Genomic DNA, 25,865 nt, shown 5'->3' on the forward strand with positions numbered 1-25,865 from the left:
CTCGTCACCTGTGTGCCCGGACAAGCGCTCAACCTTTGTCAGCGCGGATCAATCAACCTCAATTCGGATTGACGACTTTGCTTGCCAGTCTGAACGGGCTGGACACCGTGGCGCCGACAGCGTCAAGAACGAATGCGCCCGCGCGCGTCAGATCGTTGCCACCGCCGCGACGCTTTTCATCGAGCTTCGGCAACAATGCAGCAAGTGCGGCGTAGCGATCGTGGTTGAAGCCATCGGATGAATCGAGCTCCGAAATATCGACAAACTGAACGCCTTCGCGTTTCGCAGCCTTGCTGATTTCGGGATCTGTAACGTCCAGTGCGCCGACTCTGCTTCGTTCGCCCGCAAGTAGGGAAGCAGCCATCAGGGCGCGATCATCCTTCGACACCAATACGGTAAGCGGTGGATCGAGACGACCGACCACCTCGATCTGCTTTCGAAACACGTCGGTGTCGATGTCCGGCGCTGCGAGAATGACCTGGAGCTTGGCGATGACGTCGTTGCGGCCCTTCAGCCTGAGCTCTCTCAAGGCCTCCATGACCAGCCAAGCCCCCATGCTGTGACCGAAAACGATGACGTTCTTGCGGGGTGATTTTTGTGCGAGATCGATCAGGAGGTCCGCCAGCGCATCGCGAGAAAAGGTTGCCGCTTCCTTGTCGGCCAGATATCCTGTGACATCGGCCATGGACGGCCAGGAAAAAACCACCGGCACGCCATTGATGTCGGCGTCCGCCGCCATTTGCGCGGCACGGAACAGGGCCTCCTGATAGCTGTAATTGTAGCCGTGAACAAACAGGCCAACATCCTTTCCGGATGAAAGAATGCCGGAGAGATCGTGCTTGAATGCGTCTTTTGAGAGCATGTCCCGATCGGTCACGACGAAGTCTTTCTTGGCGTCCGGCTTACCCGAGGGCCACTCGATCTTGCCTTTCTTGTGATCCGGCGGGATGGAGATATCGAAGCGCGCATAGTTGGGCTGATCGGCACGCCCGGCACCGAATGCCAGTGTCTTGCCCGCTTCCTTCTCACGCGTACTGACGACGTAAGCGGCTATGCTCTTGCCCGCCGTCGCCCGCGTATTGACGGCCTGCAACACGTCGGCTCCCGGCCGTCCGGCGCAGGAACCGAGGAGGACGAGGGTGAGCAAAAGGGAAGTGACTCTGAGCATGCAATACCCGCTAAATTAGACAAGCACCGATAGCGGCAAAATCTGCGGCTGGCAATCGGATGAACGCAGACGTAAACGTAAGATTATTCGGCAAGGAAGACGCTGTCCATGACGCGGCTGTCAGCCTCGGTTTGAGAGAAAGTTCGTTTCGATTTGGGACGGGATGTTGTAGGTCGTAAGCCATGACGATTCTGGATATGGCATGACGGCCAAGGTTTTCCTCTCACGACTGAAGCTCACCGATTTCCGCAATTACGCGGAAGTGTCCTTGCGGCTGGATGAGCGCCATGTCGTGCTGACGGGCGATAATGGTTCCGGCAAGACGAACCTGCTGGAGGCCATCTCCTTCCTGTCGCCTGGCCGTGGTTTGCGCCGTGCGGTTCTTTCGGATGTCACCCGCGTGGGCGCAGAGGAAACAGGATTCTCGATCTTCGCCGACCTATCGGGTATGGATGGTGAGGTTGCGATCGGAACAGGCATCGATGGTGACGGCGATACGCCATCACGGCGCCTGCGGCTCAACGGTACGTCCGTCAAGTCCGTCGACGAATTGACCGATCACTTGCGGGTTCTTTGGCTGACACCGTCCATGGACGGGCTGTTCACGGGGTCGTCGTCTGATCGTCGCCGTTTCCTTGATCGCCTCGTTCTATCGCTCGACCCGTCGCACGGACGGCGTGCCAGCGATTTCGAAAAAGCGATGCGCCAGCGCAACCGCCTGCTTTCCGATGGTCGCCTCGATCCTGTTTGGCTCGACGGTATCGAGAAGCAGATGGCAGAGCTTGGTATTGCCATGGCTGTGGCTCGCCACGAGATGCTGGGTTTGCTGCGCGCACTGATCGAAAGCCGTTCCGGCGATACCAGCTTCCCAAAGGCTACGCTCACGCTGTCCGGCTTCCTCGACGATCAGTATCATCGACCGGCGGTCGATCTTGAGGATGAGTATTTCGCCACGCTCCGGGAAAGCCGTTATCGCGATGCGGGTGCCGGACGCACGCTCGAAGGCCCCCATCGCGCCGATCTTTTCGTCCGGCATGCGGAAAAGGATATGGACGCGGCACGCTGCTCCACCGGTGAGCAGAAAGCGCTCCTCGTCGGCCTTGTCCTTGCCCATGCGCAACTGACCGCCAATATGACCGGTTACGCGCCGATCCTGCTTCTGGACGAGATCGCCGCCCATCTGGATGAAGGCAGACGTGCCGCACTTTTCGACCTCATCCATGCGCTTGGCGGCCAGAGTTTCATGACCGGGACGGATGCATCGATGTTTGCAGCATTGCAGGATCGTGCGCAGTTTTTCACCGTGTCGCATGGCAGCGTGTCATGATAGGGCTTCTGCCCATTGAGGTAGCGGAGACAGGATCATGGATGCTCTTAGCCCCGAGGAAATAGAACGCTACAAGCGGCATATTCTCCTGCCCGAGATCGGCGGCATGGGCCAACAGCGGCTGAAGGCGGCCAAGGTGCTGGTGATCGGTGCCGGCGGTCTTGGTGCTCCGGTGCTCTATTATCTCGCTGCTGCAGGGGTCGGGACGCTCGGCATTATCGATGACGACATCGTCTCGCTATCGAACCTGCAAAGGCAGGTCATTCACGACACGGGCACGATCGGCGAGCAGAAAACGGAAAGCGCGCGTCGCAGCATCTCCCGGCTCAACCCGCATGTGCGCACGCTGCACTTCGAGGAGCGCTTCTCCACTGTCTGGGCGCATGATCATCTGAGTGCCTTCGATCTGGTGATCGACGGATCGGACAATTTCGACACGCGCTATGCCGCGGCAGATGCTGCGGAGGCGGCAAAGGTGCCGCTGGTCACAGGTGCTGTGGGCCGTTTCGATGGCTCGGTCACGGTTCTGAAGCCCTATGAGGAAGGTCCGGACGGCATGTTGCTGCCGCGCTACCGTGATCTCTTTCCGGCCCCGCCGCCGGAAGGCTTGATCCCATCCTGTGCCGAGACCGGCATTATCGGCGCGCTGACAGGTGTTATCGGCACGACCATGGCGATGGAGGCGATCAAGGTCATCACCGGCACCGGAGAGCCATTGGTCGGGCGGCTGTTGCTTTACGATGCGCTTGCCGCCCGCTTCGAGACCATTCGCTATAAGAGGCGCCAGACAGCATGATCACGATTGTTCAGATCGACGAAACCTTCGACCGCGTCGAGGAACTGTTGGCGCTGATCATGTCGTCATTCGCCTATATGGATGGCGTCATCGACCCGCCTTCCTCAGCATCGGCGCGCTGACAGGTGTTATCGGCACGACCATGGCGATGGAGGCGATCAAGGTCATCACCGGCACCGGAGAGCCATTGGTCGGGCGGCTGTTGCTTTACGATGCGCTTGCCGCCCGCTTCGAGACCATTCGCTATAAGAGGCGCCAGACAGCATGATCACGATTGTTCAGATCGACGAAACCTTCGACCGCGTCGAGGAACTGTTGGCGCTGATCATGTCGTCATTCGCCTATATGGATGGCGTCATCGACCCGCCTTCCTCAGCCCACCGTCTGACGCCAGACAATCTGCGTCAAAAGATCCGGGACGAGATTGCCTTTGTCGCGTTCGATGGCGGCGATATGCTCGGGTGTATTTTCTGCAAGCCGGAAGCCGCCTCGCTCTATGTCGGCAAGCTTGCCGTCTCACCTGCGGCGCAAGGCCGTGGTATCGGAAAAGCGTCGCTGAAGATAGCCGAAGAGACGGCGCACAGGCTGTCGCTCCCAAGCCTGCGGCTGGAGACCAGGATCGAACTCGTCAACAATCACCGGCAGTTTTCGTCCTGGGGCTTCGTCAAGACAGCTGAGAATTCGCATGCCGGATATGAGCGGGTCACCTCTATCGAAATGACGAAGCGTCTCACCCGTTAAGCCTGGCCAGTTAAGCCCTGCCCGGCAACACCCGGTTCGGCGGTCTGTGGCCGTCGTAAAAGGCGCGAATATTGATGATCACCTTGTCGCCCATATCGATGCGGCCTTCGATCGTGGCCGAACTCATATGGGGCAGAAGCACCACCCTGCCCTCTTTGGCGAGCTTGATGAGCTTTGGATTGACGGCTGGCTCGTTCTCGAACACATCGAGACCCGCGCCGGCGATCTTGCCCTGGCGCAGACACTCGATCATCGCCGCTTCGTCAATGATGTCGCCACGCGCCGTGTTGACGATGTAGCTCGTCGGCTGCATCAGCGCGAGACGCCGGGCCGAGATCAGGTGATAGGTGGCGGGCGTCGACGGGCAGTTCACCGAGACGATATCGACGCGTGCCAGCATCTGGTCGAGGCTGTCCCAATAGGTCGCCTCAAGTTCCGCTTCCGTGGCCGGACTGACGCGCTTGCGATTATGGTAATGGATCGACAGCCCAAAGGCTTTGGCGCGGCGGGCAACGGCGGTCCCAATGCGGCCCATGCCGACGATGCCGATGCGCTTGCCCGACAGACGGCGGCCGAGCATCCATGTCGGAGACCAGCCGCGCCAGTCTTCCGAGCCATTGGCAAGCACGCGCGTACCCTCGACAAGGCGGCGGGGAACGGCAAGCACCAGCGCCATCGTCATGTCGGCGCTGTCTTCGGTCAAAACATTCGGCGTGTTGGTCACGGTAATTCCCTTGCGTGCCGCCGCATCCACATCGATATGGTCGATGCCGTTGGAAAAACCTGCGATCAATTTCAGTTGAGGACCGGCTTGCTCGATCATCGACGCGGTGATGCGATCCGTTACAGTGGGCACCAGAACGTCGACGCGCTGCATGGCGGCCAGAAGCTCCGCCTCCGTGCGGGGTGCGTCTTCGATATTCAATTCAGCCTCGAACAGTTCGCGCATGCGGGTCTCGACCAGATCCGGCAGTTTTCGGGTCAAATAGACGGTCGGTCTCTTCTTGTTCGTCATTGTCTGCAGGCACCTTGTTCAGAGGTCGTTAACCAGAAAGAGCGATAATTTGTTCATCAAGGGCGTTTCTACCAGACCCACCGGCGAAGACAAACAAATCTCGCATGTTGCGTCTTCGGCGGCAGGACTGGGGCGCCCCTTAAACGTCATTCTCTTGTTTCACGGAAACGGTCAAACGACATGCGTAGCTTTGTCTCCATCCTCTGCATTGCATTGTCATTCGGTTTTCTTCATGCCGCTGCTACACCGGCTTTCGCACAAGGTGCCGCAAAGGGTGCCAGCGGACTGCCGCTGCCGCGCTTCGTCAGCCTGAAATCCAAGCGCGTCAATATGCGCATTGGACCGAGCACCGATTACGCCGTCTCCTGGATGTATATGAAATCCGGCATGCCGGTGGAAATCATCCAGGAATATGAAAACTGGCGCCGGATTCGCGATGCCGACGGCACCGAGGGGTGGGTAAACCAGGCGCTGCTTTCGGGTGAAAGAACTGCGGTGGCAGCACCGTGGATGCGCGGCAAGGGCAAGGAAGTGTTTGTCAACATGCGCCGCGAGCCACAGTCGAGTGCTTCGGTCGTGGCGAAGCTCGAGCCTGGCGTGCAGATCCGGATCGGCGAGTGCAATGGCGACTGGTGCAAGGCGGAAGCCGGTCAGGTGGGCGGCTGGGTGTCGCAGGGCGAAATCTGGGGTGCCTATCCCGGCGAAGCCTTCAAGTAATCAACACGAATGAAAGACCGTGCGCCCTTGAGGACGCACGGGGATGATTGGAAACGATCCTAGAGAAGACCGTGCTTCTCAGCCAGCGCCTTTAGCGACGACATCGGGCGCGGTCCGATCTGCTGAATGACGGCAGCGGCCGCAAGGCAGCCGAGCTTGCCGCTATCTTCCAGCGAGCGGCCCTGTGTATAGCCGAAGAGGAAGCCGGAGGCGAAGAGGTCGCCGGCACCCGTCGTGTCGACTACATCGAAAACCGGATAGGCATCGACCTTTACACGCTCCGTGCCGCGCACGATCATTGCACCTTCTTCGCTCATCGTCACGGCGGCTATCTTGCAGTCCTGAGCGATCCTGGTCAGCGCCAGATCGAAGTCTTCGGTTTCGTAGAGCGACAGCGCTTCCTGCTTGTTGGCGAAGACGATGTCGACAGTGCCCGAGCGCATCAGATCGAGGAACTCGTCGCGATAACGGCCGACACAGAAGCTGTCGGAGAGCGTCATGGAAACCTCGCGACCATTCTCGTGGGCGATGCGGGCGCAATCGCGGATCGCATCCTTGGCGCGTGGCGGATCCCAGAGATAGCCCTCGAAATAGGTGACCTTCGACTGGGCAACGACTTCCGGCTCGACGTCTTCCGGCCCAAGCTCGACGCAGGCACCGAGATAGGTATTCATGGAACGCTCACCATCTTCGGTGACGAAGATCATCGAGCGGGCGGTGGGCGGAAAGGTTCCGCGCGGCTTGGTCTCGAAATGGACGCCCTGGGCGCGGATATCGTGCTGGAAGATTTCGCCGAGCTGATCTTCGGCGACCTTGCCAAAATAGGCTGCCGGTGCACCGAAATTGGCAATGCCCGCTGCCGTATTGCCCGCACTTCCGCCCGACGCTTCCAGTGCCGGACCCATGAGCGAGTAGAGCAGTTCCGCGCGCTCCGCATCGATCAGGTTCATCGCGCCCTTGGTAATGGCGTTATCGATGAGGAAACTGTCATCGCAGCGCGAAATAATATCCACGATGGCGTTGCCAACGGTCAGTACGTCGAATTTTGTCATGAGCCTCTTGTCCGAGCCGCACCGACCCGGTGCGTTATCCGGAACTCGGTCTTAAAGATTTCTGCCGACAAGAAAAGAGAAAAGGCGACTTCGCCTGCCTGCACCTTCGGCAGACTGATCTTTGGCGTCATTTGCCTGTCATGAAGCACTGCTAGATCATCAGTCGTTCCCGGCACGGATGTACTGACGGGGACCACAGGCTGAAGCGGGGACGATCCCCGCTTTTTCTGTTTCTGGAAGATGGCTCCCGTTCCGGCTTCTTATAGAAAATGGTTTGAGACCCTTGGCCTTTCCTATACAGGGTAGTTCTTCCGCAGAACGCCGTGAAAGCCCGTCTCCATGTATGCTGTCGCCGTCAATGTCGCCCCGATCTTTCTGCTCATTCTGATCGGTTGGCTGACGGTAAAGGCGAGGCTGTTCAAGGCCGATGCGAGCGACGTGTTGAGTGACTTCGTCTTCAAGATTGCCGTACCGACGCTGATCTTTCGTACGCTGGCGGAAGCTGATTTTCATGGCGCTTCGCCCTTCAAGCTCTGGATCACTTATTTTACCGGGGTCGCGATCACCTGGGCTGCGGGTCAGATGGTGACGACCTATTTCTTCAAGCAGGATCTGCGCGTCAGCGTCATTGCCGGCATCTCATCGGCCTTTGCAAACAATATCTTCATCGGCTTGCCCCTCGTCAGCCGCTCCGTCGGCAATGACGGGATCGTGGCGATTTCCATTCTGCTCGCCATCCATCTTCCCATCATGATGATTGCCGGAACCATCCTGATGGAAAATGCAACGCATAAGGTGGTGGGCGGCGAAAGAAGAAGCACCCTGACCGTATTGAGACAGGTGGGCCGCAATCTGGCGACCAATCCGTTGGTGATCGCGCTCATTCTCGGGCTCTGCTTCAACATGATCGGCGCGCCGATGCCCGTCGTCTTCACAACGGTGATCGATCAGGTCGCCGCTATGGCGGGACCCGCGGCTTTGATTTCATTGGGGATGGCGCTGACCAAATATCCGGTGCGCGGAAACCTGCACATCGCCGCCACCGTCACCGCATTCAAACTCTTGCTTCTACCGGCCTGCGTCTGGGCGACGGCGCACCTGCTGGGCCTTAACCCCGCCTGGACATCGGCATTGGTGCTGACATCCTGCGTCCCGACCGGCATCAATTCTTGGCTGCTCGCCAACCGCTTCGGGATCGGACACAGTATCGCCGCCTCGACCATCAGCATATCGACGCTGTTCGGCGTGTTGACGGTATCGCTCTGGGCCTGGCTTCTGAGCTGAGGCTGCAGATGAACCGCAGCCTCTTTCTCATGAGTGATTACTTCTGGGCGCTGAGGATCTTGAAGCGCGCATTGCGGCAGACTTCCTCGCTCTTGCGGAACTCGCTGGCGAGCACCGGCTCGTAAGGCAGGCCGCGATTGGCCACCATCAGCAGCTTGCCGCCGCTGCGCAATGCTGTCGCTGCCGCCTTGATCATCGCCTGACCGAGAGCCGGTTCGGCGGCCTGGCCACCCGCATGGAATGGCGGGTTCATGATGATCAGATCGTATTTTTCCTTTGGCGGCTCGGCGGCCAGATCCTGCCAGAAGAAGCGTGCGGTCAATCGCGGGCAGTTTTCCAGTAGATTGGTCTTGGCAAATTCGAGCGCGTTGTAGTCGGCCTCGAAAAGATCGATGCGCGCCGTGCGCGGCGACTTCTCAGCCAGCATGACGGAGAGATAGCCCCATCCGGCGCCGAAGTCCGCCGCATTGCCATCAAAGTCCGTCGGCATGCGCGAGACGAGCAGTTCGGAGCCGTCATCCACGCGGTCATGGGAAAACATGCCGGGCATGGCGGTGAAGCGGTTGTCGATGGTGACCGGCTTCTGCTCCAGCTTCGTAACTGCAGTCGAGACATCGTCCGGCCTTGCAAACCAGATTGCGACGCCGTGATATTTCGGCGTGGATTCAGCCTCGATACCAAGCTTTGCCAGCGTCTTGCGCAGGGTGACGATGCCGTCCTCCTTGGCGCCTGCAGCCAAAATCAGGCCGCCGGCCTTCACCCTCTTCAAGGCTTCCGCCATGCGGTTTTCGTTTTCGCCGCGGTGCTTGCCGCACAGGATCATGGCGACGTCGTAGTCTTCGCCGGAGATTTCCGGCGTGACCTCGGAACCATGCGCCTGCAGCGCGCGATAGAGCGGCCGCAGGTTCTGAACCGCGACGATCTCAGCCTCGAAACCCTCCAGGCGAGGTGCACCTGCCTCCGCGCCCAGGAACAGTACGCGTTCACCGGCTTTCGGCGCTTGCAGCATGTCGGCAGCGAAGGGATGGAAAAGGGTTTTGACTGCGTCACGGCTCATCGGGAGCATCCTCAAGAACATGTGCCGGAAAAGCGCCAGGCGTCTTTGCGTCGGGACAATGTGTTCAACAACATTGGAGCAGCTTCACGTTCTAACCGGAACGGAGCCGCTCTGAAAATAGAAAAAAGGCGCGGGAGAGATCCCGCGCCCGATAGAAATAAGCGACAGCGCCTTACTCGGCAGCAGCGTCGCCTTCAGCCTTCTTCTCAGCAGCGATTTCCTTGCCGGTTGCCTGGTCGACGATCTTCATCGACAGGCGAACCTTGCCACGCTCGTCGAAGCCCATCAGCTTGACCCAGACCTTGTCGCCTTCCTTGACGACGTCGGAGGTCTTGGCAACGCGCTCGGAAGCGAGCTGCGAGATGTGAACGAGGCCGTCACGTGCGCCGAAGAAGTTGACGAATGCGCCGAAGTCAGCGGTCTTGACGACCGTGCCTTCGTAGATCTGGCCAACTTCAGGCTCTGCCACGATGGAGTGGATCCACTTGCGGGCCGCTTCGATTTCCTTGCCGGAAGAGGAAGCGATCTTGACGGTGCCGTCATCTTCGATGTTGATCTTCGCGCCGGTCTTTTCGACGATTTCGCGAATGACCTTGCCGCCGGAACCGATGACTTCACGGATCTTGTCGACCGGAATGTTCATGACTTCGATGCGCGGAGCGAATTCGCCGAGCTGACCACGGCTTTCGGTGATGGCATTGGCCATCTCGTTGAGGATGTGCTTGCGGCCACCCTGCGCCTGGTCAAGAGCGACCTTCATGATCTCTTCGGTGATACCGGCGATCTTGATGTCCATCTGCAGCGAGGTGATGCCATCTGCCGTACCGGCAACCTTGAAGTCCATGTCGCCGAGGTGATCTTCATCACCCAGGATGTCCGACAGAACGGCAAAGCGCTCGCCTTCCAGGATCAGGCCCATGGCGATACCGGCAACCGGCTTTGCCAGCGGAACGCCGGCATCCATCAGAGCAAGCGACGTGCCGCAGACGGTTGCCATGGAGGACGAACCGTTGGACTCGGTGATTTCCGATACGACGCGCAGCGTGTAGGGGAACTGCTCAGCAGAAGGCAGCATCGGACGGATTGCGCGCCAGGCGAGCTTGCCGTGACCGATTTCGCGACGGCCCGGGGAACCCATGCGGCCCGTTTCACCGACCGAGTAGGGCGGGAAGTTGTAGTGCAGCAGGAAGCGTTCCTTGTACATGCCGGTCAGGCTGTCGACATACTGCTCGTCTTCTCCGGTGCCGAGCGTGGCGACGACGATCGCCTGCGTTTCACCGCGGGTGAAGAGTGCCGAACCGTGGGTACGCGGCAGAAGGCCAACCTCCGAAACGATCGGGCGAACCGTGGAGAGATCGCGACCGTCAATACGGCTCTTGGTGTCGAGAATGTTCCAACGAACGATCTTGGCCTGCAGGTGCTTGAAGATCGCGCCGATTTCTTCCGCCGTGTACTTGGCTTCGCCATCTTCGGGCAGGAAGTGTGCCTTCACCTTCGCCTTGACGGCGTCGACGGCAGCATAACGAGCAGCCTTTTCGGTGATCTTGTAGGCATCGCGCAGTTCAGCTTCGGCAAGTCCAAGCATCTCGGTTTCGAGAGCGGAGAAATCTTCCGGCTCGAATTCGCGTGGTTCCTTGGCAGCCACTTCAGCGAGCTTGATGATCGCATCGATAACCGGCTGGAAGCCACGGTGGCCGAACATGACGGCGCCGAGCATGACGTCTTCGTTCAGTTCCTTGGCTTCAGACTCGACCATCAGGACGGCGTCCTGGGTACCGGCGACGACGAGGTCGAGAACGGACTCGTCCATCTCGTCGAGATGCGGGTTCAGAACATATTCGCCATTGATGTAACCGACGCGTGCGCCGCCGACCGGGCCCATGAAGGGAACGCCGGACAGCGTCAAAGCAGCAGAGGTTGCGATCATGGACAGGATGTCCGGGTTGTTTTCCAGATCGTGCTGGATAACGGTGACGACGACCTGGGTGTCGTTCTTGTAGCCTTCAGGGAAGAGCGGGCGGATCGGACGGTCGATCAGGCGGGAAACGAGGGTTTCGTTTTCGCTTGGACGGCCCTCGCGCTTGAAGTAGCCACCGGGGATCTTGCCGGCTGCGTAGGTCTTTTCCTGGTAGTTGACCGTCAGCGGGAAGAAGTCCTGACCCGGCTTCGGGGACTTTGCGGAAACGACGGTCGCGAGAACCATGGTTTCGCCGTAGGTTGCGATGACGGCGCCGTCAGCCTGGCGAGCAACCTTGCCCGTTTCCAGCTTCAGCGGGCGGCCTGCCCATTCGATTTCCACGGAATGTTGATTGAACATATCTTGTCCTTCTTGTCGCCGCGGCTCCACCATTGAAGCAGCGGCTGCGACACATCACGGGCAAGACAGCGGGAGGCTTTTTCCTGGTGCCACGGAAGGTGACACAAGCATCCTGCAATCCTGCCCCATGACAGGTCTTCGGTTGGTTCAGACGGTTCCGGCCCATCCGGTCCGTCTTGTTATCCGGGGCTGCCGGATGAAAAACCGGCGGGCACCTTCAAAGGAAACCCGCCGGTCAAGATGTTAGCGGCGAATGCCCAAGGTACCGATCAGCTTCGAGTAACGGCCTTCGTCCTTCTTCTTCAGATAGTCGAGAAGCGAACGGCGGCTGGAAACCAGCGTCAGAAGACCACGACGAGAGTGGTTGTCCTTCTTGTGGCCCTTGAAGTGTTCGGTCAGGTTGTTGATCCGCTCGGTCAGGATTGCGACCTGAACTTCAGGCGAACCGGTGTCGCCTTCCTTCGTTGCATATTCCTTGATGAGGGCGGCTTTGCGCTCTGCAGTAATCGACATCGTAAAATCCTTTCTATTTTAAGGAAAAATCGGTCGCCAAGGGCCGGGATGTCGTCCAGCGCTGGCCATTCAATAGCAAAGGCAATGCCTAGCTGGCGCTGCCTATAAACCAATTGGCGGCTAAAGGAAAGGGGCGATGGGGATCTGCGCTAAAGCGCCGTGCGTCCCAATGGACGCACAGAGGACGCTTTACCCTCTTGAATCTGCGCATCGTGCTTTCCGAAAATCGATTCCGGTTTTCGGACCGAGGCTGTAAACTCATGTCCACGCGTCGGTGAGGACAGCCGGACCGTTTAATGCCCGTCTCGCGAACGCACGCTTTCCGAAAGCCATTCAAGAAAATCATGGGCGGCTGGCGCCAGGGTTTCGAAACCGCGCACCACGATAAAGAAGGCGCCAAAGGGGAGCGTCTGCTGGAAGGGGCGAATGAGAAGCCCGGAGGCCAGATATTCCCTTGCGAAACGCTCCTCCAGAAGTGCGACGCCTTGCCCGCGCAAGGCGGCCTGAAGCGTCATGCCTTCGTCGGTATAGATTGGTCCACGTGGATACACGTCCGAGGAAACACCTGACCGCTCGAACCAGCTTCGCCACATGTCCCGGCTGTCTTCATATAGAAGCGGAAAGTCCAGAAGATCGACAGGCCGTTGCGGCACCGCCCTTCCCTCCAGCAGTCGCGGCGAGAGGCATGGAGACATCTGTACATCCATCAAATGCCGGCTCTCCGATCGGGGCCAGCTCGTTCTCGTCAGGCTGTGGCGGATGGCAACGACGTCTTCGTTGTGGCGAAACTCTGCAAGGCCGGACTCCGACTCTACCCGGACGTCGATATCGGGATGACCGCGTTGGAAGTCCGACAGATGCGGGGTGAGGAAGCAGGCAGCGAAAGACGGCTCGGCGTTGATGTTCACCGTGTCGCTGCCTTTGCCGCGCTCTACATCTGCAAGGCCATCGGACATCGCGTCGAACGAAGCCGTCACGACGTGGAGCAACTTTGCGCCTTCCTGCGTCAGCCTGACGGACCGATGACCCCGGTCGAAGAGCGGTCGATCAAGCAGCACTTCCAACTCCCGCACCTGACGGCTGATCGCGGCCTGCGAGATGCACAACTCTTCTGCAGCACGCGTGAAGCTCATGAGCCGCCCCGCTGCTTCAAAACTTCTGAGCGCTGTTAAAGGAAGGCGACTGCGCTTCATGCATAACCTCAAGTCATAGGACGCCGACGATAATCTCGTTTGAAGGCGCGACGCAACCCGCGTTTTATGCAGGTCGGATGAGCCGGCTCGATTGCGACCGGCGCGCTTTACAGCATCGGCCCGAAAATCGGGATCGATTTTCGGAAAGCACAATGCGTCGCGTCAAAAAGTAAAGCGGATTGAAACGAGAGGCATGGGCTTGGTCATACAATGACAGACCCGTGGAGGATGTGTCGTGCTTCGAAAAGTGATTGATATTCTACGGGATTTCTTGCGGCTCACCCTGTTTCAGCCGCATGAAAATGCCGACGACCAGCGCGGCCGTCGGCATGATGATTGAGCGTTCCTCAAGAGAGAGGGTGACGCCGATGTCCTGTCAACCGAAGACGCGCTTTGGGCGGAATTCGCCCTGGCCGATCTCGCCGATCGCCACCAGCCTGCCGCGCGCGGTGGCGTAGGCTTCCGATTCCTGTGTCGGTGCATCGCGTCCGCGCAGCAGGATGGGATTGCCCATCTTCAGACGGTGCGCCTGATCATCATTGATGATGAGATGCGGCAGTGACGAAAGTGCTTCGGACGTATCGATGAGATAAGCGTCAAGCGCGGCAAGGCGCTCGTCGCGGTCTTCGATCGTCTCCAGTTCAATGAGCTTTTCCAGTGGCACCATCGCATCTTCCGCGAAGGGTGCGACCATGGCGCGACGCAGTTCGGAAATGAAGCCGTAACAGCCAAGATCACGACCCATGTCGCGCGCCAGCGCGCGAACATAGGTGCCCTTGCCGCATTCCACTTCGAAATGTGCGGTGTTCTCATCCGGGGAGGCCAGCAACGTCAGGCGATGAACCTCGACTTCACGTGCCGGAATTTCGACGACTTCGCCCTCACGAGCCAGATCATAGGCGCGCTCGCCGGCAATCTTGATGGCGGAGAACTGTGGTGGCGTCTGCAGGATCGTGCCGGTATATTTCGGCAGCAGATCGCGAATATCCTGCTCGTTCGGGCGGTTGTCGGAGGCGTTGAGAACCTCGCCTTCCATATCGTCGGTGGTGCGTTCCTCACCCCAGCTGACGGTGAATTCATAGATCTTGCGGCCATCCATGACGTAAGGGACGGTCTTGGTGGCGTCGCCCAGCGCAATCGGAAGCATGCCCGAGGCAAGCGGGTCGAGCGTACCGGCGTGGCCAGCCTTCTGCGCGTTAAAAAGCCATTTGATCTTGGAGACGGCCTCGGTGGAGCCGAAATCGAACGGCTTGTCGAGGATGAGCCAGCCGGAAACCGGGCGACCCTTGGGTTTGCGTGGTTTGGACATTCTTCAGTTCTGTTCGTCGTCTTTTTCGTTGGAAGATCCAAGATCGCGCTGCACTTCGGGAGAGCGCAGCAGGGCGTCGATCTTCTGATAATTGTCGAAGCTGGTGTCATCGCGGAAGCGCACTTCCGGAACGTATTTCATCTGGCGCAGGTGTGGTCCGAGCCTGCCGCGGATGAACTTCGCATGCCGGTTCAAGGCATCGATGCTCTCGGTATGATCGGCAACGCCAAGCGGTGTTACATAGGCGGTCGCGATCTTGAGATCGGGAGACATGCGCACTTCCGAAATGGAAATGACCGTCTTCTCCAGAAGATCGTCACGCACTTCGCCGCGCTGCAGGATTTGCGTCAAAGCCGCACGAACCTGCTCGCCGACGCGCAGCATGCGTTGTGAAGGGGCTGATGAAGTTGCTTTTGCCATTGTTATTCTTGCCTCAGCAAATTGGAAGAAGATTGTCGGGCGGCTTTGCAGCTTCCCAATTTCTCATTCCAGCACTCTCGGCGGAAGGCCATGTTGGACCCTCTTGTCGGAGCATCTTAAAATTCAGCGAGCGCCGGTTAGCCAGCGCTCGCTCTTAAAATCATACAATCAGGCAGAGCGCTTAGAGCGTTCTGGTAATATGCTCCACGCGGAAGCACTCGATGGTGTCGCCAGCGCGAATGTCTTCGTAGTTCTCGAAGGCCATACCGCACTCCTGACCGACCGGCACTTCGCTGACTTCGTCCTTGAAGCGCTTGAGCGTCTTGAGCTTGCCTTCGTGGATGACGACATTGTCGCGAACCAGACGAACGCCTGCACCACGTTCCACCTTGCCTTCGACGACACGGCAACCGGCAACCTTGCCGACCTTGGTGATGTTGAAGACTTCGAGGATTTCGGCATTGCCGAGGAAGGTCTCGCGACGCTCCGGCGACAGAAGACCGGACATGGCTGCCTTCACGTCATCCACCAGATCGTAGATGATATTGTAGTAGCGGATCTCGATTCCTGCACGCTCAGACGCCGTACGGGCCTGCGCATTGGCACGGACGTTGAAGCCGATGATCGCGGCGTTGGACGCTTCTGCCAGAGAGACATCCGATTCCGTGATGGCACCAGCACCCGAATGGACGATGCGTGCGCGGACTTCGTCGGTGCCCAGCTTGTCGAGCGATGCGATGATCGCTTCGACGGAGCCCTGCACGTCGGCCTTGATGACCAGCGGGAACTCCTTCATGCCGGAGGTCTGTAGCTGGCTCATCATCTGCTCGAGAGAACCGCGCTGGCCTGTCTGGCGGGCAACGGCCTTGTCACGGGCAAGACGCTGACGATATTCGGAAATCTCGCGAGCGCGGCTTTCGCTTTCGACGACGGCGAAACGGTCACCGGCAGACGGCGTGCCGGACAGGCCGAGAATTTCGACCGGCATGGCAGGACCCGCTTCCTTGACGTGTTCGCCCTTGTCGTTGACGAGCGCACGGACACGGCCCCACTGATCACCGGCAACGATGATCTGGCCGGGCCTCAGCGTACCCTTCTGAACGAGAACGGTTGCAACCGCACCACGACCACGGTCGAGCTCGGCTTCGATAACCGTGCCCTCGGCCGTACGGGTCGGGTCTGCCTTCAGGTCGAGAATTTCGGACTGAAGAAGGATGGCTTCGAGCAGCTTGTCGAGACCGAGCTTCTTCTTGGCCGACACTTCCACGTCGAGCACTTCACCGCCCATGGATTCCACGAAAACTTCGTGCTGGAGCAGCTGCTGGCGAACCTTTTCAGGATTGGCCTCATGCTTGTCGATCTTGTTGATCGCCACGATGATCGGCACGCCGGCCGCCTTGGCGTGGTTGATCGATTCAATCGTCTGCGGCATCACGCTGTCGTCAGCCGCAACCACCAGGATGGCGATGTCGGTTGCCTGCGCACCACGGGCACGCATGGCCGTGAAGGCGGCGTGGCCGGGGGTGTCGATGAAGGTGATCTTCTGGCCGTTCTGTTCAACCTGATAGGCACCGATATGCTGAGTGATGCCACCGGCTTCACCAGCAACCACATTTGCCTGACGGATGGCGTCGAGCAGCGAGGTCTTGCCGTGGTCGACGTGACCCATGATGGTGACGACCGGAGGACGCGAAACCATGTCGCCAGCAACGTCAGCGACGTTGAAGATGCCTTCTTCAATATCGGATTCCGACACGCGCTTGACGGTGTGGCCGAATTCGCCGGCAATCAGTTCGGCCAGATCGGCGTCGATGACGTCGCCCGGCTTCATCATCTGGCCTTCCTTCATCAGGTACTTGATGACGTCCACCGCACGTTCGGACATGCGCTGCGACAGTTCCTGGATGGTGATGGTTTCCGGCAGGATGACTTCGCGGGTAATCTTCTCGCGCGTTTCCTGCATCTGGCTGCGACGGAACTTCTCCTGACGACGGCGCATGGAGGCCAGCGAACGGCCGCGCTGTGCACCCTCTTCGTCGAGGTTCGACGTAACCGTGAGCTTGCCGCGGCGACGCTCTTCTTCCGTCTTCAAACGGGCAGCAGGCTTTGCGGGTGCCGGCGCTGGCGCCTTGCCGCGCATCGGCATGCCGGTACGACGTGCACCACGATCGTCCTCATCATCCTTCTCGGTGCGGCGAACGCCCGGAACACCACGACCGGGCATTTCCGGTGCTGGCGCGGGTGCCGCTGCTACGGGCGACGGACGCGTGGACTGAGGACGAACGTCACGGCGCACTGGCTGTGCGGTCGTCGTTGTCGGTGCTGCCGGCTGTTCGGCTCTTGCAGGGGCTTCGTTTTCAGCAGCCTTTGCAGCCGCCGCTTCTTCGGCGGCGCGACGGACGGCTTCTTCCTTCTCGGCAACGAGGCGGCGTTCTTCCTCCACCTTGCGGCGGGCTTCGTCTTCGGCGCGCTGCTTGGCTTCGACAACGTCACGCGCCTGGGCTTCCATCAAAGCGCGGCGGCGCGCTTCCATTTCACCGGCCGAGAGATCATGCAGCACGTTGCCGCGCGGACGATCCTGCTGGCGTGGCTGAGCCGATGGCTGCGGACGCTGCTGGTTATGGTTCTGCTGTACACGAGGTGCGGGTTGCGTCTGCTGTGGGCGTGGCTGGGCTGGCGCGGCGGCCGGTGCTGCTGCGCGTGGCTGCTGCGCAACCGGTGCTGCGGCTGCGGCTGCACCAGCTTGCTTCTCGTCTTCAGGACGCATGGGGCGACGCTTGCGTGTCTCCACGACAACTGCGTTGGTGCGACCACGACCCATGTCCTGACGCACGGTACCCTGGTTCAACCCGCCCGGCTTGAGGGTGAGAGTCTTTTTAGGTTGTGCGTTGAGTGTCTTGTCGTCGTTGTTATCGGTCATTCCGTTCCCGTTCCTACAGACGAGAGCCGGATGACACCATCAGGCCCTGTCTTTCAATAGCTGCATCCGAACGCGGCGGCCGGTGTTGTCCGATAACCGCGTCATTGTCGTTCCGTCCGGGCAGCGCCAATGTCCGCTGGAGCTTTTTCGCCATGGCGATATCGCTCGAGCATCTTTGCGCGCTTCACTACACCTTCACCCGCCTGTCCTGCAAGCGCGCAGGCATGGATAAAAGCATTCTGGCCCATTAGTTCGTCCATTTCGGCCCCGGTGAAGAGCTTGAAGGACGGTATTTCGTCTGCACCCGTACCGAGTGCCCAGGCCTTGCGAGCCTGATCCAGTTTGCGGACGCCATCGGCGGCGGCATCGGTGGCGTGAAAGACGGCCAGCGCCTGTCCCGAACGGACGGCCGCATCGACCTTCATCGCGCCGCTGATGAACTGGCCCGCCTTGCGCGCCATGGTCATCATGCCCGTTACCTGCTGCGTCATCAGCCGGTCCAGCATCTCCAGGAGATCCGGCCCAGCCTTGACGTCCGTTTTCAAGGCGCGCGCAAAGAGCTTCTTTGCGATCGCCTTTTCCACCAGAGCGCGCTCGGCTGTTACCCAGCAACCGCGCCCCGGCAATTGGCATTTCAGGTCCGGCACGACACTGCCGTCCGGGCCTGCGACGAAGCGGATCAGCTCATCGGGCGATCCGCTCTGTCGTGTTACAATGCACATCCGTCCATTGACGTTGCCTTCTGCCAGATCCTCATCGGAGCCGGCATCGGGTTCATGCGCCTGCGATATCATTCCTCAACGGCGGTATCCGCCTCCTCGGCAGCCTGCTGTTCAGCAGCCAGTTCTTCCTCGGTGATCCAGCCAGCCAGAAGGCGGGCCTGCAGAACCATGTTCTCGGCTTCGACGCGCGATACGTCGAGCTTGGAGAAGATGCCGTCGAACTTCTTGGTTTCGCCATCCTTGCGCTCGGTCCAGCCGACGAGGTCATCGGCCGCACAGCCGGCAAAATCCTCGATCGTCTTGATGCCGTCTTCGCCGAGAGCCACCATCATCTGCGATGTCAGGCCGTCGATCTGGCGCAACTCGTCGGCAACGCCGAGTTCCTTGCGCTTGGCATCCATCTCCGCTTCGACGCGGTCGAGATACTCCTTGGCGCGCGTCTGGATTTCGACGGCGGTGTCTTCGTCAAAGCCGTCGATCGAGGAGATTTCATCCAGCTCGACATAGGCCAGTTCTTCGACTTGGGCGAAGCCTTCCGATGCCAGGACCTGGCCAACCATTTCGTCGACGTCGAGTGCTTCCATGAAGAGGTTGGTGCGCTCGTTGAATTCCTTCTGACGACGCTCGGACTCTTCCTGCTCCGTCATGATGTCGATATCCCAGCCGGTCAGCTGCGAGGCGAGGCGAACGTTCTGACCGCGGCGGCCAATCGCAAGCGACAGCTGCTCATCGGGAACGACCACTTCGATACGCTCGGACTCTTCATCCAGAACGACCTTTGCCACTTCCGCAGGCTGCAGAGCGTTGACGATGAAGCTTGCAGGCTCCTGGCTCCACGGAATGATGTCGATCTTTTCGCCCTGAAGCTCGCCGACAACGGCCTGAACGCGCGAACCGCGCATACCGACGCAGGCACCGACCGGATCGATCGAGCTGTCGTTGGAAATCACGGCGATCTTGGCGCGCGAACCCGGGTCACGGGCAACCGACTTGATCTGGATGATGCCGTCGTAGATTTCCGGCACTTCCATGGTGAAGAGCTTGACCATGAACTGCGGATGGGTACGCGACAGGAAAATCTGTGGGCCACGCTGTTCGCGACGAACGTCATAGACATAAGCGCGGACGCGATCGCCGTAGCGCAGGTTTTCGCGCGGGATCATTTCGTCACGGCGGATGATGCCTTCGCCGCGGCCGAGATCAACGATGACGTTGCCATATTCGACGCGCTTGACCGTACCGTTGATGATTTCGCCGATGCGATCCTTGAACTCGTCGAACTGGCGATCACGCTCGGCTTCACGCACCTTCTGGACGATGACCTGCTTGGCGGACTGGGCAGCGATACGGCCGAAATCCATGGGCGGCAGCGGATCGGCAATGAAGTCGCCGAGCTTGGCATCCGGGTTGCGGTCACGTGCCAGTTCCAGCGGGATCTGGGTCGAATAGTCTTCGGCCTTCTCGACCACTTCCAGAAGACGCTGAAGGCGGATTTCGCCGGTCTTGGAGTTGATGTCGGCGCGGATGTTCGTCTCGGAACCGTAACGCGAACGGGCGGCCTTCTGAATGGCATCGGCCATTGCGGCAAGCACGATCTCGCGGTCGATGACCTTTTCGCGCGCCACAGCATCGGCGATCTGCAGAAGCTCAAGCCGGTTAGCACTCACTGCCATTTTTTTGTCTCCGTAAGTCGCATGTTTGCGTGGGGTAAGGCCCCGAAGGACCCCTCAAAAATCAATCTTCGTCTGCTTCTTCGTTCTGATTGGCAGCAGCGGCCTTGGCCTGCTTGTCCGCCTTCAGCGCGTCGCGAATAAGGTCGTCGGTCAAAACCAGCTTGGCATCCGACAGCGTGTTGAACGGGATCGTCACCACAGGCTCTTCGCCATAACCGATCTGGTCGCGTTCAAGCTTGAAGCCGTCCGCATCGACTTCCGCGATCTTGCCGCGAAAGCGCTTGCGGTTGTCCACCAGGATCGAGGTCTCGACCTTGACGAGATGTCCCTGCCAGCGAACGAAATCGGACTTGCGAACCATCGGACGGTCGATGCCGGGCGAGGACACTTCCAGATGATACGCCTTTTCGACGGGATCTTCCACATCGAGAACCGGCGAAATGGCCATCGAGACGGCTTCGCAGTCCTGCACGGTCATGGTGCCGTCTTCACGTTCGGCCATGACCTGCAGTGTCGAGCCATTCTGGCTGGAAAGCCGGACCCTGACAAGCACGAAACCCATTCCGGTCAGAATCGGCTCGATGATTTCGGCGATCCGCTGGTCGATGCCTGTTTCGGTTATCAGTCTGGGTTCGGCTGCTGCCATTATGCTCTTCCGGTCTTCCTCAAGCGGAACATCTGCTCCGGTTTGACAATCCGCCTAACGAAAAAGAGCGGGGCCTTGGGGACCCCACTCTTCATCAGACGATCAAGAATTTGAACCGGGATATAAACCCTTCGGGCCGGAATTGCAAGGTTTGCGGCGCAAATCCGAATATTCGATTTTTTCCGCCACAATTTTACCTTTGCGGCGTTTGAATGGGTGGTGTCACCACCATCGACCTTTATAGTACTTTCTGCCTGAACAGCAGTTGAAATCAATTGGATCGCTCGTGCCCGACCGTCAATCGCCACTCGCGCCACTCCGGCATCCGACCTACAAGCGCATTTGGTTCGCCAGCATCGCGTCCAACTTCGGCGGACTGATCCAGGCCGTGGGTGCCGCATGGATGATGACTGCGCTTTCGACCTCGGAAAACATGATCGCGCTGGTGCAGGCCTCCACCTCGCTACCGATCATGCTGTTCTCGCTCATCTCTGGTGCGCTTGCCGACAGCTTCGACCGGCGCCGGATCATGCTTTCGGCACAGTTTCTGATGCTGATCGCCTCGATAATGCTGACGGTCTTCGCCTGGGCCGATCTTCTCACACCCTGGCTGCTCTTGTTCTTCACCTTCATGATCGGCTGCGGAACGGCGCTGAACAACCCGTCCTGGCAGGCATCGGTCGGCGAGATGGTCCCCCGGGAAGACCTGCCCGCGGCGGTGACGCTCAACAGTGTCGGCTTCAACATCACCCGCAGCGTCGGCCCCGCCATCGGCGGTGTGATCGTTGCGGCGGCGGGTGCTGCCGCAGCCTTCCTCGTCAATGCGCTCAGCTACTTCACGCTGATCTATGCGCTGTTCAAATGGCAGCCGCCGAAGAACAATTCCACTCTGCCGCGCGAGCAGCTCCTGGCCGCCATTTCCGCCGGCATGCGTTATGTGGCGATGTCGCCCAATATCGGCAAGGTGCTGGTGCGCGGCTTTCTCTTCGGCCTTTCGGCGAGTGCCATCCTAGCACTCATGCCGCTCGTGGCGCGCGATCTCGTCGAAGGCGGCCCGTTGACCTATGGTATCATGCTCGGTGCCTTCGGCGTCGGCGCGATTGGTGGCGCGCTGATCAGCGCGCGGCTGCGCGAGATGCTGAGCAGCGAATGGATCGTCCGCGTCGCCTTTCTCGGCTTCGCGCTGAGTGCCGGCGTGACGGCGATCAGCACCAACGCCATCGTCACCAGCATCTTCCTGACGATCTCGGGTGCAAGCTGGGTTCTGGCGCTATCGCTCTTCAACACGATCGTGCAGCTTTCGACCCCGCGCTGGGTGGTGGGTCGCGCACTCTCGCTCTACCAGACACTGACCTTTGGCGGCATCGCCGTCGGCAGTTGGCTCTGGGGTTCGCTTGCGGAAGATCATGGGCTCACCTTCTCGCTTCTCTGTTCCTGCGTGCTGATGCTGCTTGGTGTCGTCGTCGGCTTCAAGCTTACCATGCCGGCCTTCGCCTCGCTGAACCTCGATCCGCTGAACCGCTTCGTCGAGCCGCCGTTGCGACTGGATGTGAAGCCGCGCAGCGGCCCGATCGCGATCATGGTGGATTACGAGATCGACGATGCCGATCTACCAGAGTTCATGGCGATCATGGCCGAGCGCCGCCGCATCCGCATTCGGGATGGGGCGCGAAACTGGAGCCTGATGCGGGATCTGGAAAACCCGGATGTCTGGACGGAAATCTATCACGTGCCGACATGGGTGGAATATGTTCGCCACAACCACCGGCGAACCCAGGCCGATGCGGAAAGCTGGGATCGCATCCTGACGCTGCACAAGGGCAAGACCCGCCCGCGCGTCCACCGGATGATCGAACGGCAGGCCATCCCGCCGCAGGACGACATTTTCCACAAGGCCCATATCGATCCGCATTGAGACTCGCCTGCTTACGAAAATCTCGGAGTTGTCGGTGGATAATCCTGAAATCATCCTGAGAAGGGCCGATCGCTGGGAGTGCGGGCAAATCGCGAAAGTGTCACGAGCATCACGTCAACACTTTCTACCCTATCTTCCGGACCTCCACAGCATTGAGGAAGACGTCGCATATTTCAACAACGTCGTTCTCAGACAGAGCGAGGTGTGGTGCGCCGAGCAGCACAACACCCTGGTTGGCTTCTGCGCGTTTCGAGAGCGGTGGCTGGATCACCTCTATTGCCTGCCCAGATATGTCGGTCATGGAGCAGGGACCAAACTGCTCAACAAAGCAAAAGAAGGACAAGCGGAACTCAGTCTCTGGGTGTTTCAGCAAAACGAGCGCGCCATTCGTTTCTATGAACGGAATGGCTTCGTCAAAGTGAGCGAAACGGATGGCTCGGGCTGCGAGGAAAAGCTGCCGGACGCGCTGTATATGTGGCGACACGATAGGTCCGCCAACGACTTTTCGTCCTAACGCAGGCGACCCTTCAACGACGCGTCAGGGAAGCAGGTGGGCTTCAATCCGTTCTTGGCCTGCCAGTCGCCCAATGAACGGCGGGTCTTGAAGCCCGCGAGCCCATCCGCCTTGCCGACATCATAGCCTTTGGCGACCAGAGCCTTTTGCATGGCGAGCACGTCGGAGCGTAGCATGGAGCCGACATTGCCCCATTCCGCCTGGAACGGGCCTGCGCCATAGGCGATGCGGTCGGCGAGATTGCCGATGAAAAGCGCGTAGAGGTCTGAGTTGTTGTATTCCTTGATGACGTAGAAATTCGGCGTCACGACGAATTCCGGCCCGTGGCGACCGGCAGGCACCAGCATCATGCCGTCGGCGCTCAAGTCGTCGGACGGAAAACCTTTTCCAGAGACGCGAGTGATTCCCATCTTCGCCCATTGCGACACTGGCTTTGCCAGATCTGGGCCTTCCTGAGCGCAGGAAACATTGTCTGGTATGGAAACCTCAAAGCCCCAATCGCGATCTCTTTGCCAGCCGCGTTTGGATAGATAGTTGGCGATGGATGCCAGCGCGTCGGGTACCGAATTCCAGATATCGCGATGGCCGTCACCATCGAAATCGACCGCGTATTTCAGATAACTCGACGGCATGAATTGCGGCTGGCCGAGGGCTCCTGCCCATGAGCCCATCATCCGCGAGGGCGGCACGTCGCCGCTTTCGGCGATCTTCAGCGCGTCGATCAGCTCGGCGCGGAACATCTCCTTGCGGGTCGAGGCATAGGCCTTGGTGGCCAATACATCGATGACGGAATTTGGCAGCTTCGCGCGACCGAAACCGGACTCGCGGCCCCAGATTGCAACGACAATGTTGCCCGGAACGCCATAGGTGGCTTCGATGCGCTTGAGTGTTGCCGCGTGGGTGGCAGCGAGCGAGCGACCCGTTGCAGCCAGACCCTGCAGACGCTTCTCGGAAAAATATGCGCCGGGAGAAGAGAACTCGGCCTGGCTCTGAGCCTGCTCCTTCGGCGGCTTCTGCCCGGGCACCAGGACGTCCGGCAGCTTCCAGTTGATCGACAGGCCGGTGAGCGCTGCCTCGAGCGTTTTTTGCGACACGCCGGCTTTGCGCGCCTCCGGCCAGATTTCCCGCTTCAGCCAGGCATTGAACTCCGCGTCATATTTCGCGGCAGCAGCCCCCGTCGGAATAGCCTGCGCCGAGGCGGTGCCGGATGAAAGAAGAGAAATTGCGGCGGTAAGTGCAAGGCCGATGATGTGAGCGCGCATTCGGTCTCCTGATCTTTATGTGAGTTCAAATTGCCGTGCGGGCGCGAAGCGCCGCGGTCAACGTACCTTCGTCGAGATAGTCCAGCTCGCCGCCAACCGGCACGCCGTGGGCAAGGCGGGTGATCTTGACGCCGAGGTCGGTCAGACGGTCGGTGATGTAATGTGCGGTCGCCTGACCCTCGACGGTGGCGTTGACGGCGATGATCAGCTCGCGAATGCCGCCGACACTGACCCTGTCGATCAGGCCCTTGATGTTGAGATCTTCCGGGCCGACGCCATCCAGCGGCGAGAGCGTACCGCCCAACACGTGGTAGGCCGTGTTCATCGCCCCTGCCCGCTCCAGTGCCCAGAGATCGGACACGTCTTCCACCACGATGATCACCGCCTGGTCGCGCTGCACATCGGAGCAGACCGTGCAGGGATCGATCGTATCGACATTGCCGCAGCAGGAGCAGATCTTGACCTTGTGATAGGCTTCGTCCATGGCATGTCCAAGGGGACCCAGCAACTGCTCCTTCTTCTTGATGAGGTGCAGTGCCGCGCGGCGCGCAGAGCGGGGGCCAAGTCCCGGCACCTTTGCCAGAAGCTGGATCAGTTTTTCGATTTCAGGACCGGTGACTCGTTTTGCCATGGAGCGTTTCTACTGCATTAATCGTTGAACGGGAATCGCGAAGCGCGAAAGGCATCTCATGAAAATTCAGGCGATTTGTCGCGCGGATGCGCAAACGCTCCCCGGCAAGACATCCAAGACCGGCATCTTCAAACACGCGCTAAGTGGGCCTGTGATGGTCGATGTGCAAGGGATCGTTGGCGACGCCGTCTGTAACCGCAAGCATCACGGCGGGCCTGACCAGGCGATCTATGCCATGGGTTCGGGCGATCTCGACTTCTGGGCAAATGATCTCGGCCATGCCGTGGAGCCCGGATTCTTCGGCGAGAACCTGGTGATCGAAGGCATCGATAGTGCCACGCTCTGCGTCGGCGATCGGCTAGGGCTCCAACAGGTGACGCTGGAAGTCACCGCCGCGCGCATACCCTGCGCGACGCTCACAGCGCGCGTTGGCGACCCGCAATTTGCCCGGCGCTTTCGCGATGCCGGCCATCCCGGATTTTACTGCCGTGTGCTCCAATCAGGCATGATGGAAGCCGGAGAGAGCGTGACCTTCACACCCTATGACGGAACGAAACTTCCGATCCCGGTCATCCTACAGCGCTTTCGGCCCAACCGCCTGACGCAGGAAGAGCGTGCCGCTTTTCTCGACACGCCCCTTGCCAGCCGCTTTCGCGAGATGATCGCCTAAGTC

24 protein-coding genes and 1 pseudogene are annotated in these 25,865 nt (G+C 59.6%); 10 read left to right on the forward strand and 15 right to left on the reverse strand.

The genetic code is table 11. The features are described 5' to 3' along the window. Nucleotides 1–58: 58 nt before the first annotated feature. The gene (locus AC07U5_RS00205; protein WP_494721988.1) at nt 59–1,168 is read right to left on the reverse strand and encodes an alpha/beta hydrolase; all 1,110 of its coding nucleotides are present in this window, start codon (nt 1,166–1,168) and stop codon (nt 59–61) included. A gap of 202 nt (nt 1,169–1,370) precedes the next feature. Here AC07U5_RS00205 and recF point away from each other — a divergent pair, with 202 nt between their 5' ends. The 5 genes and pseudogenes from recF (at nt 1,371) to AC07U5_RS00230 (ending at nt 4,032) form a co-directional block, all read left to right on the forward strand. Next, nucleotides 1,371–2,495, forward strand: a complete 1,125-nt coding sequence (gene recF / locus AC07U5_RS00210; RefSeq protein WP_438371065.1) for a DNA replication/repair protein RecF — start codon at nt 1,371–1,373, stop codon at nt 2,493–2,495. A gap of 37 nt (nt 2,496–2,532) precedes the next feature. Beyond that, nucleotides 2,533–3,291 carry a molybdopterin-synthase adenylyltransferase MoeB gene (locus tag AC07U5_RS00215; protein ID WP_494721989.1) on the forward strand — a complete coding sequence of 253 codons (759 nt, stop codon included), beginning with the start codon at nt 2,533–2,535 and terminating at the stop codon, nt 3,289–3,291. Next, nucleotides 3,288–3,407: pseudogene (locus AC07U5_RS00220) on the forward strand (GNAT family N-acetyltransferase); the annotation flags it as partial. The gene AC07U5_RS00215 and the pseudogene AC07U5_RS00220, both read left to right, overlap by 4 nt. Next, nucleotides 3,359–3,559 (forward strand): ThiF family adenylyltransferase, encoded by a 201-nt coding sequence (locus tag AC07U5_RS00225; RefSeq protein WP_494723226.1) that lies wholly within the window; start codon nt 3,359–3,361, stop codon nt 3,557–3,559. The pseudogene AC07U5_RS00220 and the gene AC07U5_RS00225, both read left to right, overlap by 49 nt. After that, nucleotides 3,556–4,032, forward strand: a complete 477-nt coding sequence (locus AC07U5_RS00230; RefSeq protein ID WP_494721990.1) for a GNAT family N-acetyltransferase — start codon at nt 3,556–3,558, stop codon at nt 4,030–4,032. The genes AC07U5_RS00225 and AC07U5_RS00230 overlap by 4 nt, the downstream gene beginning before the upstream one ends. 10 nt (nt 4,033–4,042) lie before the next feature. Here the strand turns inward: AC07U5_RS00230 and AC07U5_RS00235 are convergent, their stop codons facing one another. Beyond that, nucleotides 4,043–5,047, reverse strand: a complete 1,005-nt coding sequence (locus AC07U5_RS00235) for a 2-hydroxyacid dehydrogenase (RefSeq protein ID WP_062427171.1) — start codon at nt 5,045–5,047, stop codon at nt 4,043–4,045. A 180-nt stretch (nt 5,048–5,227) separates the two neighbouring features. Here AC07U5_RS00235 and AC07U5_RS00240 point away from each other — a divergent pair, with 180 nt between their 5' ends. Next, on the forward strand, nt 5,228–5,764 hold the full coding sequence (locus AC07U5_RS00240) for an SH3 domain-containing protein (RefSeq protein WP_062427172.1): 537 nt from the start codon (nt 5,228–5,230) through the stop codon (nt 5,762–5,764). A 59-nt stretch (nt 5,765–5,823) separates the two neighbouring features. Here the strand turns inward: AC07U5_RS00240 and AC07U5_RS00245 are convergent, their stop codons facing one another. Further along, nucleotides 5,824–6,816 (reverse strand): adenosine kinase, encoded by a 993-nt coding sequence (locus AC07U5_RS00245; RefSeq protein ID WP_062599160.1) that lies wholly within the window; start codon nt 6,814–6,816, stop codon nt 5,824–5,826. A gap of 339 nt (nt 6,817–7,155) precedes the next feature. Between AC07U5_RS00245 and AC07U5_RS00250 the strand changes: the two genes are divergently transcribed. Then, a complete protein-coding gene (locus tag AC07U5_RS00250) occupies nt 7,156–8,100 on the forward strand; it encodes an AEC family transporter (RefSeq protein ID WP_062599158.1) in 945 nt (314 codons plus the stop codon). A 37-nt stretch (nt 8,101–8,137) separates the two neighbouring features. Here AC07U5_RS00250 and AC07U5_RS00255 read toward each other — a convergent pair whose 3' ends face one another. The 10 genes from AC07U5_RS00255 to rimP form a co-directional block, all read right to left on the reverse strand. Further along, nucleotides 8,138–9,157, reverse strand: a complete 1,020-nt coding sequence (locus tag AC07U5_RS00255; protein ID WP_494721991.1) for a class I SAM-dependent methyltransferase — start codon at nt 9,155–9,157, stop codon at nt 8,138–8,140. Nucleotides 9,158–9,329: 172 nt separating this feature from the next. After that, entirely contained in the window at nt 9,330–11,474 is a 2,145-nt protein-coding gene (pnp, locus tag AC07U5_RS00260; protein ID WP_112520037.1) for a polyribonucleotide nucleotidyltransferase, read from the reverse strand. Nucleotides 11,475–11,717: 243 nt separating this feature from the next. Then, entirely contained in the window at nt 11,718–11,987 is a 270-nt protein-coding gene (gene rpsO / locus AC07U5_RS00265) for a 30S ribosomal protein S15 (protein ID WP_062427177.1), read from the reverse strand. 293 nt (nt 11,988–12,280) lie between these two features. Next, nucleotides 12,281–13,180, reverse strand: a complete 900-nt coding sequence (locus AC07U5_RS00270) for a LysR substrate-binding domain-containing protein (RefSeq protein WP_494721992.1) — start codon at nt 13,178–13,180, stop codon at nt 12,281–12,283. Between the two features lie 376 nt (nt 13,181–13,556). Beyond that, nucleotides 13,557–14,489, reverse strand: a complete 933-nt coding sequence (gene truB, locus AC07U5_RS00275) for a tRNA pseudouridine(55) synthase TruB (protein ID WP_494721993.1) — start codon at nt 14,487–14,489, stop codon at nt 13,557–13,559. 3 nt (nt 14,490–14,492) lie between these two features. After that, nucleotides 14,493–14,909: a 30S ribosome-binding factor RbfA gene (rbfA, locus tag AC07U5_RS00280; RefSeq protein WP_440598381.1), complete on the reverse strand. Its 417-nt coding sequence runs from the start codon at nt 14,907–14,909 to the stop codon at nt 14,493–14,495. Between the two features lie 181 nt (nt 14,910–15,090). After that, nucleotides 15,091–17,829, reverse strand: a complete 2,739-nt coding sequence (infB, locus tag AC07U5_RS00285; RefSeq protein ID WP_494721994.1) for a translation initiation factor IF-2 — start codon at nt 17,827–17,829, stop codon at nt 15,091–15,093. Between the two features lie 101 nt (nt 17,830–17,930). Beyond that, a complete protein-coding gene (locus AC07U5_RS00290) occupies nt 17,931–18,623 on the reverse strand; it encodes an RNA-binding protein (protein ID WP_494721995.1) in 693 nt (230 codons plus the stop codon). Continuing rightward, nucleotides 18,620–20,224, reverse strand: a complete 1,605-nt coding sequence (gene nusA / locus AC07U5_RS00295) for a transcription termination factor NusA (RefSeq protein WP_062443141.1) — start codon at nt 20,222–20,224, stop codon at nt 18,620–18,622. Before nusA ends, AC07U5_RS00290 begins: the two co-directional genes overlap by 4 nt. Nucleotides 20,225–20,285: 61 nt before the next feature. After that, nucleotides 20,286–20,870 (reverse strand): ribosome maturation factor RimP, encoded by a 585-nt coding sequence (gene rimP, locus AC07U5_RS00300; protein ID WP_062427184.1) that lies wholly within the window; start codon nt 20,868–20,870, stop codon nt 20,286–20,288. Between the two features lie 286 nt (nt 20,871–21,156). Here rimP and AC07U5_RS00305 point away from each other — a divergent pair, with 286 nt between their 5' ends. Further along, nucleotides 21,157–22,785, forward strand: coding sequence for an MFS transporter (locus AC07U5_RS00305; RefSeq protein ID WP_062444126.1), 1,629 nt, complete (start codon nt 21,157–21,159; stop codon nt 22,783–22,785). Nucleotides 22,786–22,819: 34 nt separating this feature from the next. Further along, nucleotides 22,820–23,299, forward strand: coding sequence for a GNAT family N-acetyltransferase (locus AC07U5_RS00310; RefSeq protein WP_494721996.1), 480 nt, complete (start codon nt 22,820–22,822; stop codon nt 23,297–23,299). Here AC07U5_RS00310 and AC07U5_RS00315 read toward each other — a convergent pair. Both AC07U5_RS00315 and recR read right to left on the reverse strand, forming a co-directional pair. Continuing rightward, on the reverse strand, nt 23,296–24,561 hold the full coding sequence (locus AC07U5_RS00315; RefSeq protein ID WP_494721997.1) for a lytic murein transglycosylase: 1,266 nt from the start codon (nt 24,559–24,561) through the stop codon (nt 23,296–23,298). The two genes, AC07U5_RS00310 and AC07U5_RS00315, sit on opposite strands and share 4 nt — an antisense overlap. A gap of 25 nt (nt 24,562–24,586) precedes the next feature. Continuing rightward, nucleotides 24,587–25,192: a recombination mediator RecR gene (gene recR / locus AC07U5_RS00320; protein WP_062427187.1), complete on the reverse strand. Its 606-nt coding sequence runs from the start codon at nt 25,190–25,192 to the stop codon at nt 24,587–24,589. A gap of 58 nt (nt 25,193–25,250) precedes the next feature. Between recR and AC07U5_RS00325 the strand changes: the two genes are divergently transcribed. Beyond that, a complete protein-coding gene (locus AC07U5_RS00325; RefSeq protein WP_333631269.1) occupies nt 25,251–25,862 on the forward strand; it encodes an MOSC domain-containing protein in 612 nt (203 codons plus the stop codon). The last annotated feature ends 3 nt before the right edge of the window (nt 25,863–25,865 follow it).

The sequence above is a fragment of the Agrobacterium sp. GW821-FHT02D03 genome (genome assembly GCF_059421725.1).

Bases quoted from the DNA above. Each gene is read 5' to 3' on its own strand.
- AC07U5_RS00205 (WP_494721988.1), bottom strand. From the start codon at position 1,168: ATGCTCAGAGTCACTTCCCTTTTGCTCACCCTCGTCCTCCTCGGTTCC.
- recF (WP_438371065.1), top strand. From the start codon at position 1,371: ATGACGGCCAAGGTTTTCCTCTCACGACTGAAGCTCACCGATTTCCGC.
- AC07U5_RS00215 (WP_494721989.1), top strand. From the start codon at position 2,533: ATGGATGCTCTTAGCCCCGAGGAAATAGAACGCTACAAGCGGCATATT.
- AC07U5_RS00230 (WP_494721990.1), top strand. From the start codon at position 3,556: ATGATCACGATTGTTCAGATCGACGAAACCTTCGACCGCGTCGAGGAA.
- AC07U5_RS00235 (WP_062427171.1), bottom strand. From the start codon at position 5,047: ATGACGAACAAGAAGAGACCGACCGTCTATTTGACCCGAAAACTGCCG.
- AC07U5_RS00240 (WP_062427172.1), top strand. From the start codon at position 5,228: ATGCGTAGCTTTGTCTCCATCCTCTGCATTGCATTGTCATTCGGTTTT.
- AC07U5_RS00245 (WP_062599160.1), bottom strand. From the start codon at position 6,816: ATGACAAAATTCGACGTACTGACCGTTGGCAACGCCATCGTGGATATT.
- AC07U5_RS00250 (WP_062599158.1), top strand. From the start codon at position 7,156: ATGTATGCTGTCGCCGTCAATGTCGCCCCGATCTTTCTGCTCATTCTG.
- AC07U5_RS00255 (WP_494721991.1), bottom strand. From the start codon at position 9,157: ATGAGCCGTGACGCAGTCAAAACCCTTTTCCATCCCTTCGCTGCCGAC.
- pnp (WP_112520037.1), bottom strand. From the start codon at position 11,474: ATGTTCAATCAACATTCCGTGGAAATCGAATGGGCAGGCCGCCCGCTG.
- rpsO (WP_062427177.1), bottom strand. From the start codon at position 11,987: ATGTCGATTACTGCAGAGCGCAAAGCCGCCCTCATCAAGGAATATGCA.
- AC07U5_RS00270 (WP_494721992.1), bottom strand. From the start codon at position 13,180: ATGAAGCGCAGTCGCCTTCCTTTAACAGCGCTCAGAAGTTTTGAAGCA.
- truB (WP_494721993.1), bottom strand. From the start codon at position 14,489: ATGTCCAAACCACGCAAACCCAAGGGTCGCCCGGTTTCCGGCTGGCTC.
- rbfA (WP_440598381.1), bottom strand. From the start codon at position 14,909: ATGGCAAAAGCAACTTCATCAGCCCCTTCACAACGCATGCTGCGCGTC.
- infB (WP_494721994.1), bottom strand. From the start codon at position 17,829: ATGACCGATAACAACGACGACAAGACACTCAACGCACAACCTAAAAAG.
- AC07U5_RS00290 (WP_494721995.1), bottom strand. From the start codon at position 18,623: ATGATATCGCAGGCGCATGAACCCGATGCCGGCTCCGATGAGGATCTG.
- nusA (WP_062443141.1), bottom strand. From the start codon at position 20,224: ATGGCAGTGAGTGCTAACCGGCTTGAGCTTCTGCAGATCGCCGATGCT.
- rimP (WP_062427184.1), bottom strand. From the start codon at position 20,870: ATGGCAGCAGCCGAACCCAGACTGATAACCGAAACAGGCATCGACCAG.
- AC07U5_RS00315 (WP_494721997.1), bottom strand. From the start codon at position 24,561: ATGCGCGCTCACATCATCGGCCTTGCACTTACCGCCGCAATTTCTCTT.
- recR (WP_062427187.1), bottom strand. From the start codon at position 25,192: ATGGCAAAACGAGTCACCGGTCCTGAAATCGAAAAACTGATCCAGCTT.
- AC07U5_RS00325 (WP_333631269.1), top strand. From the start codon at position 25,251: ATGAAAATTCAGGCGATTTGTCGCGCGGATGCGCAAACGCTCCCCGGC.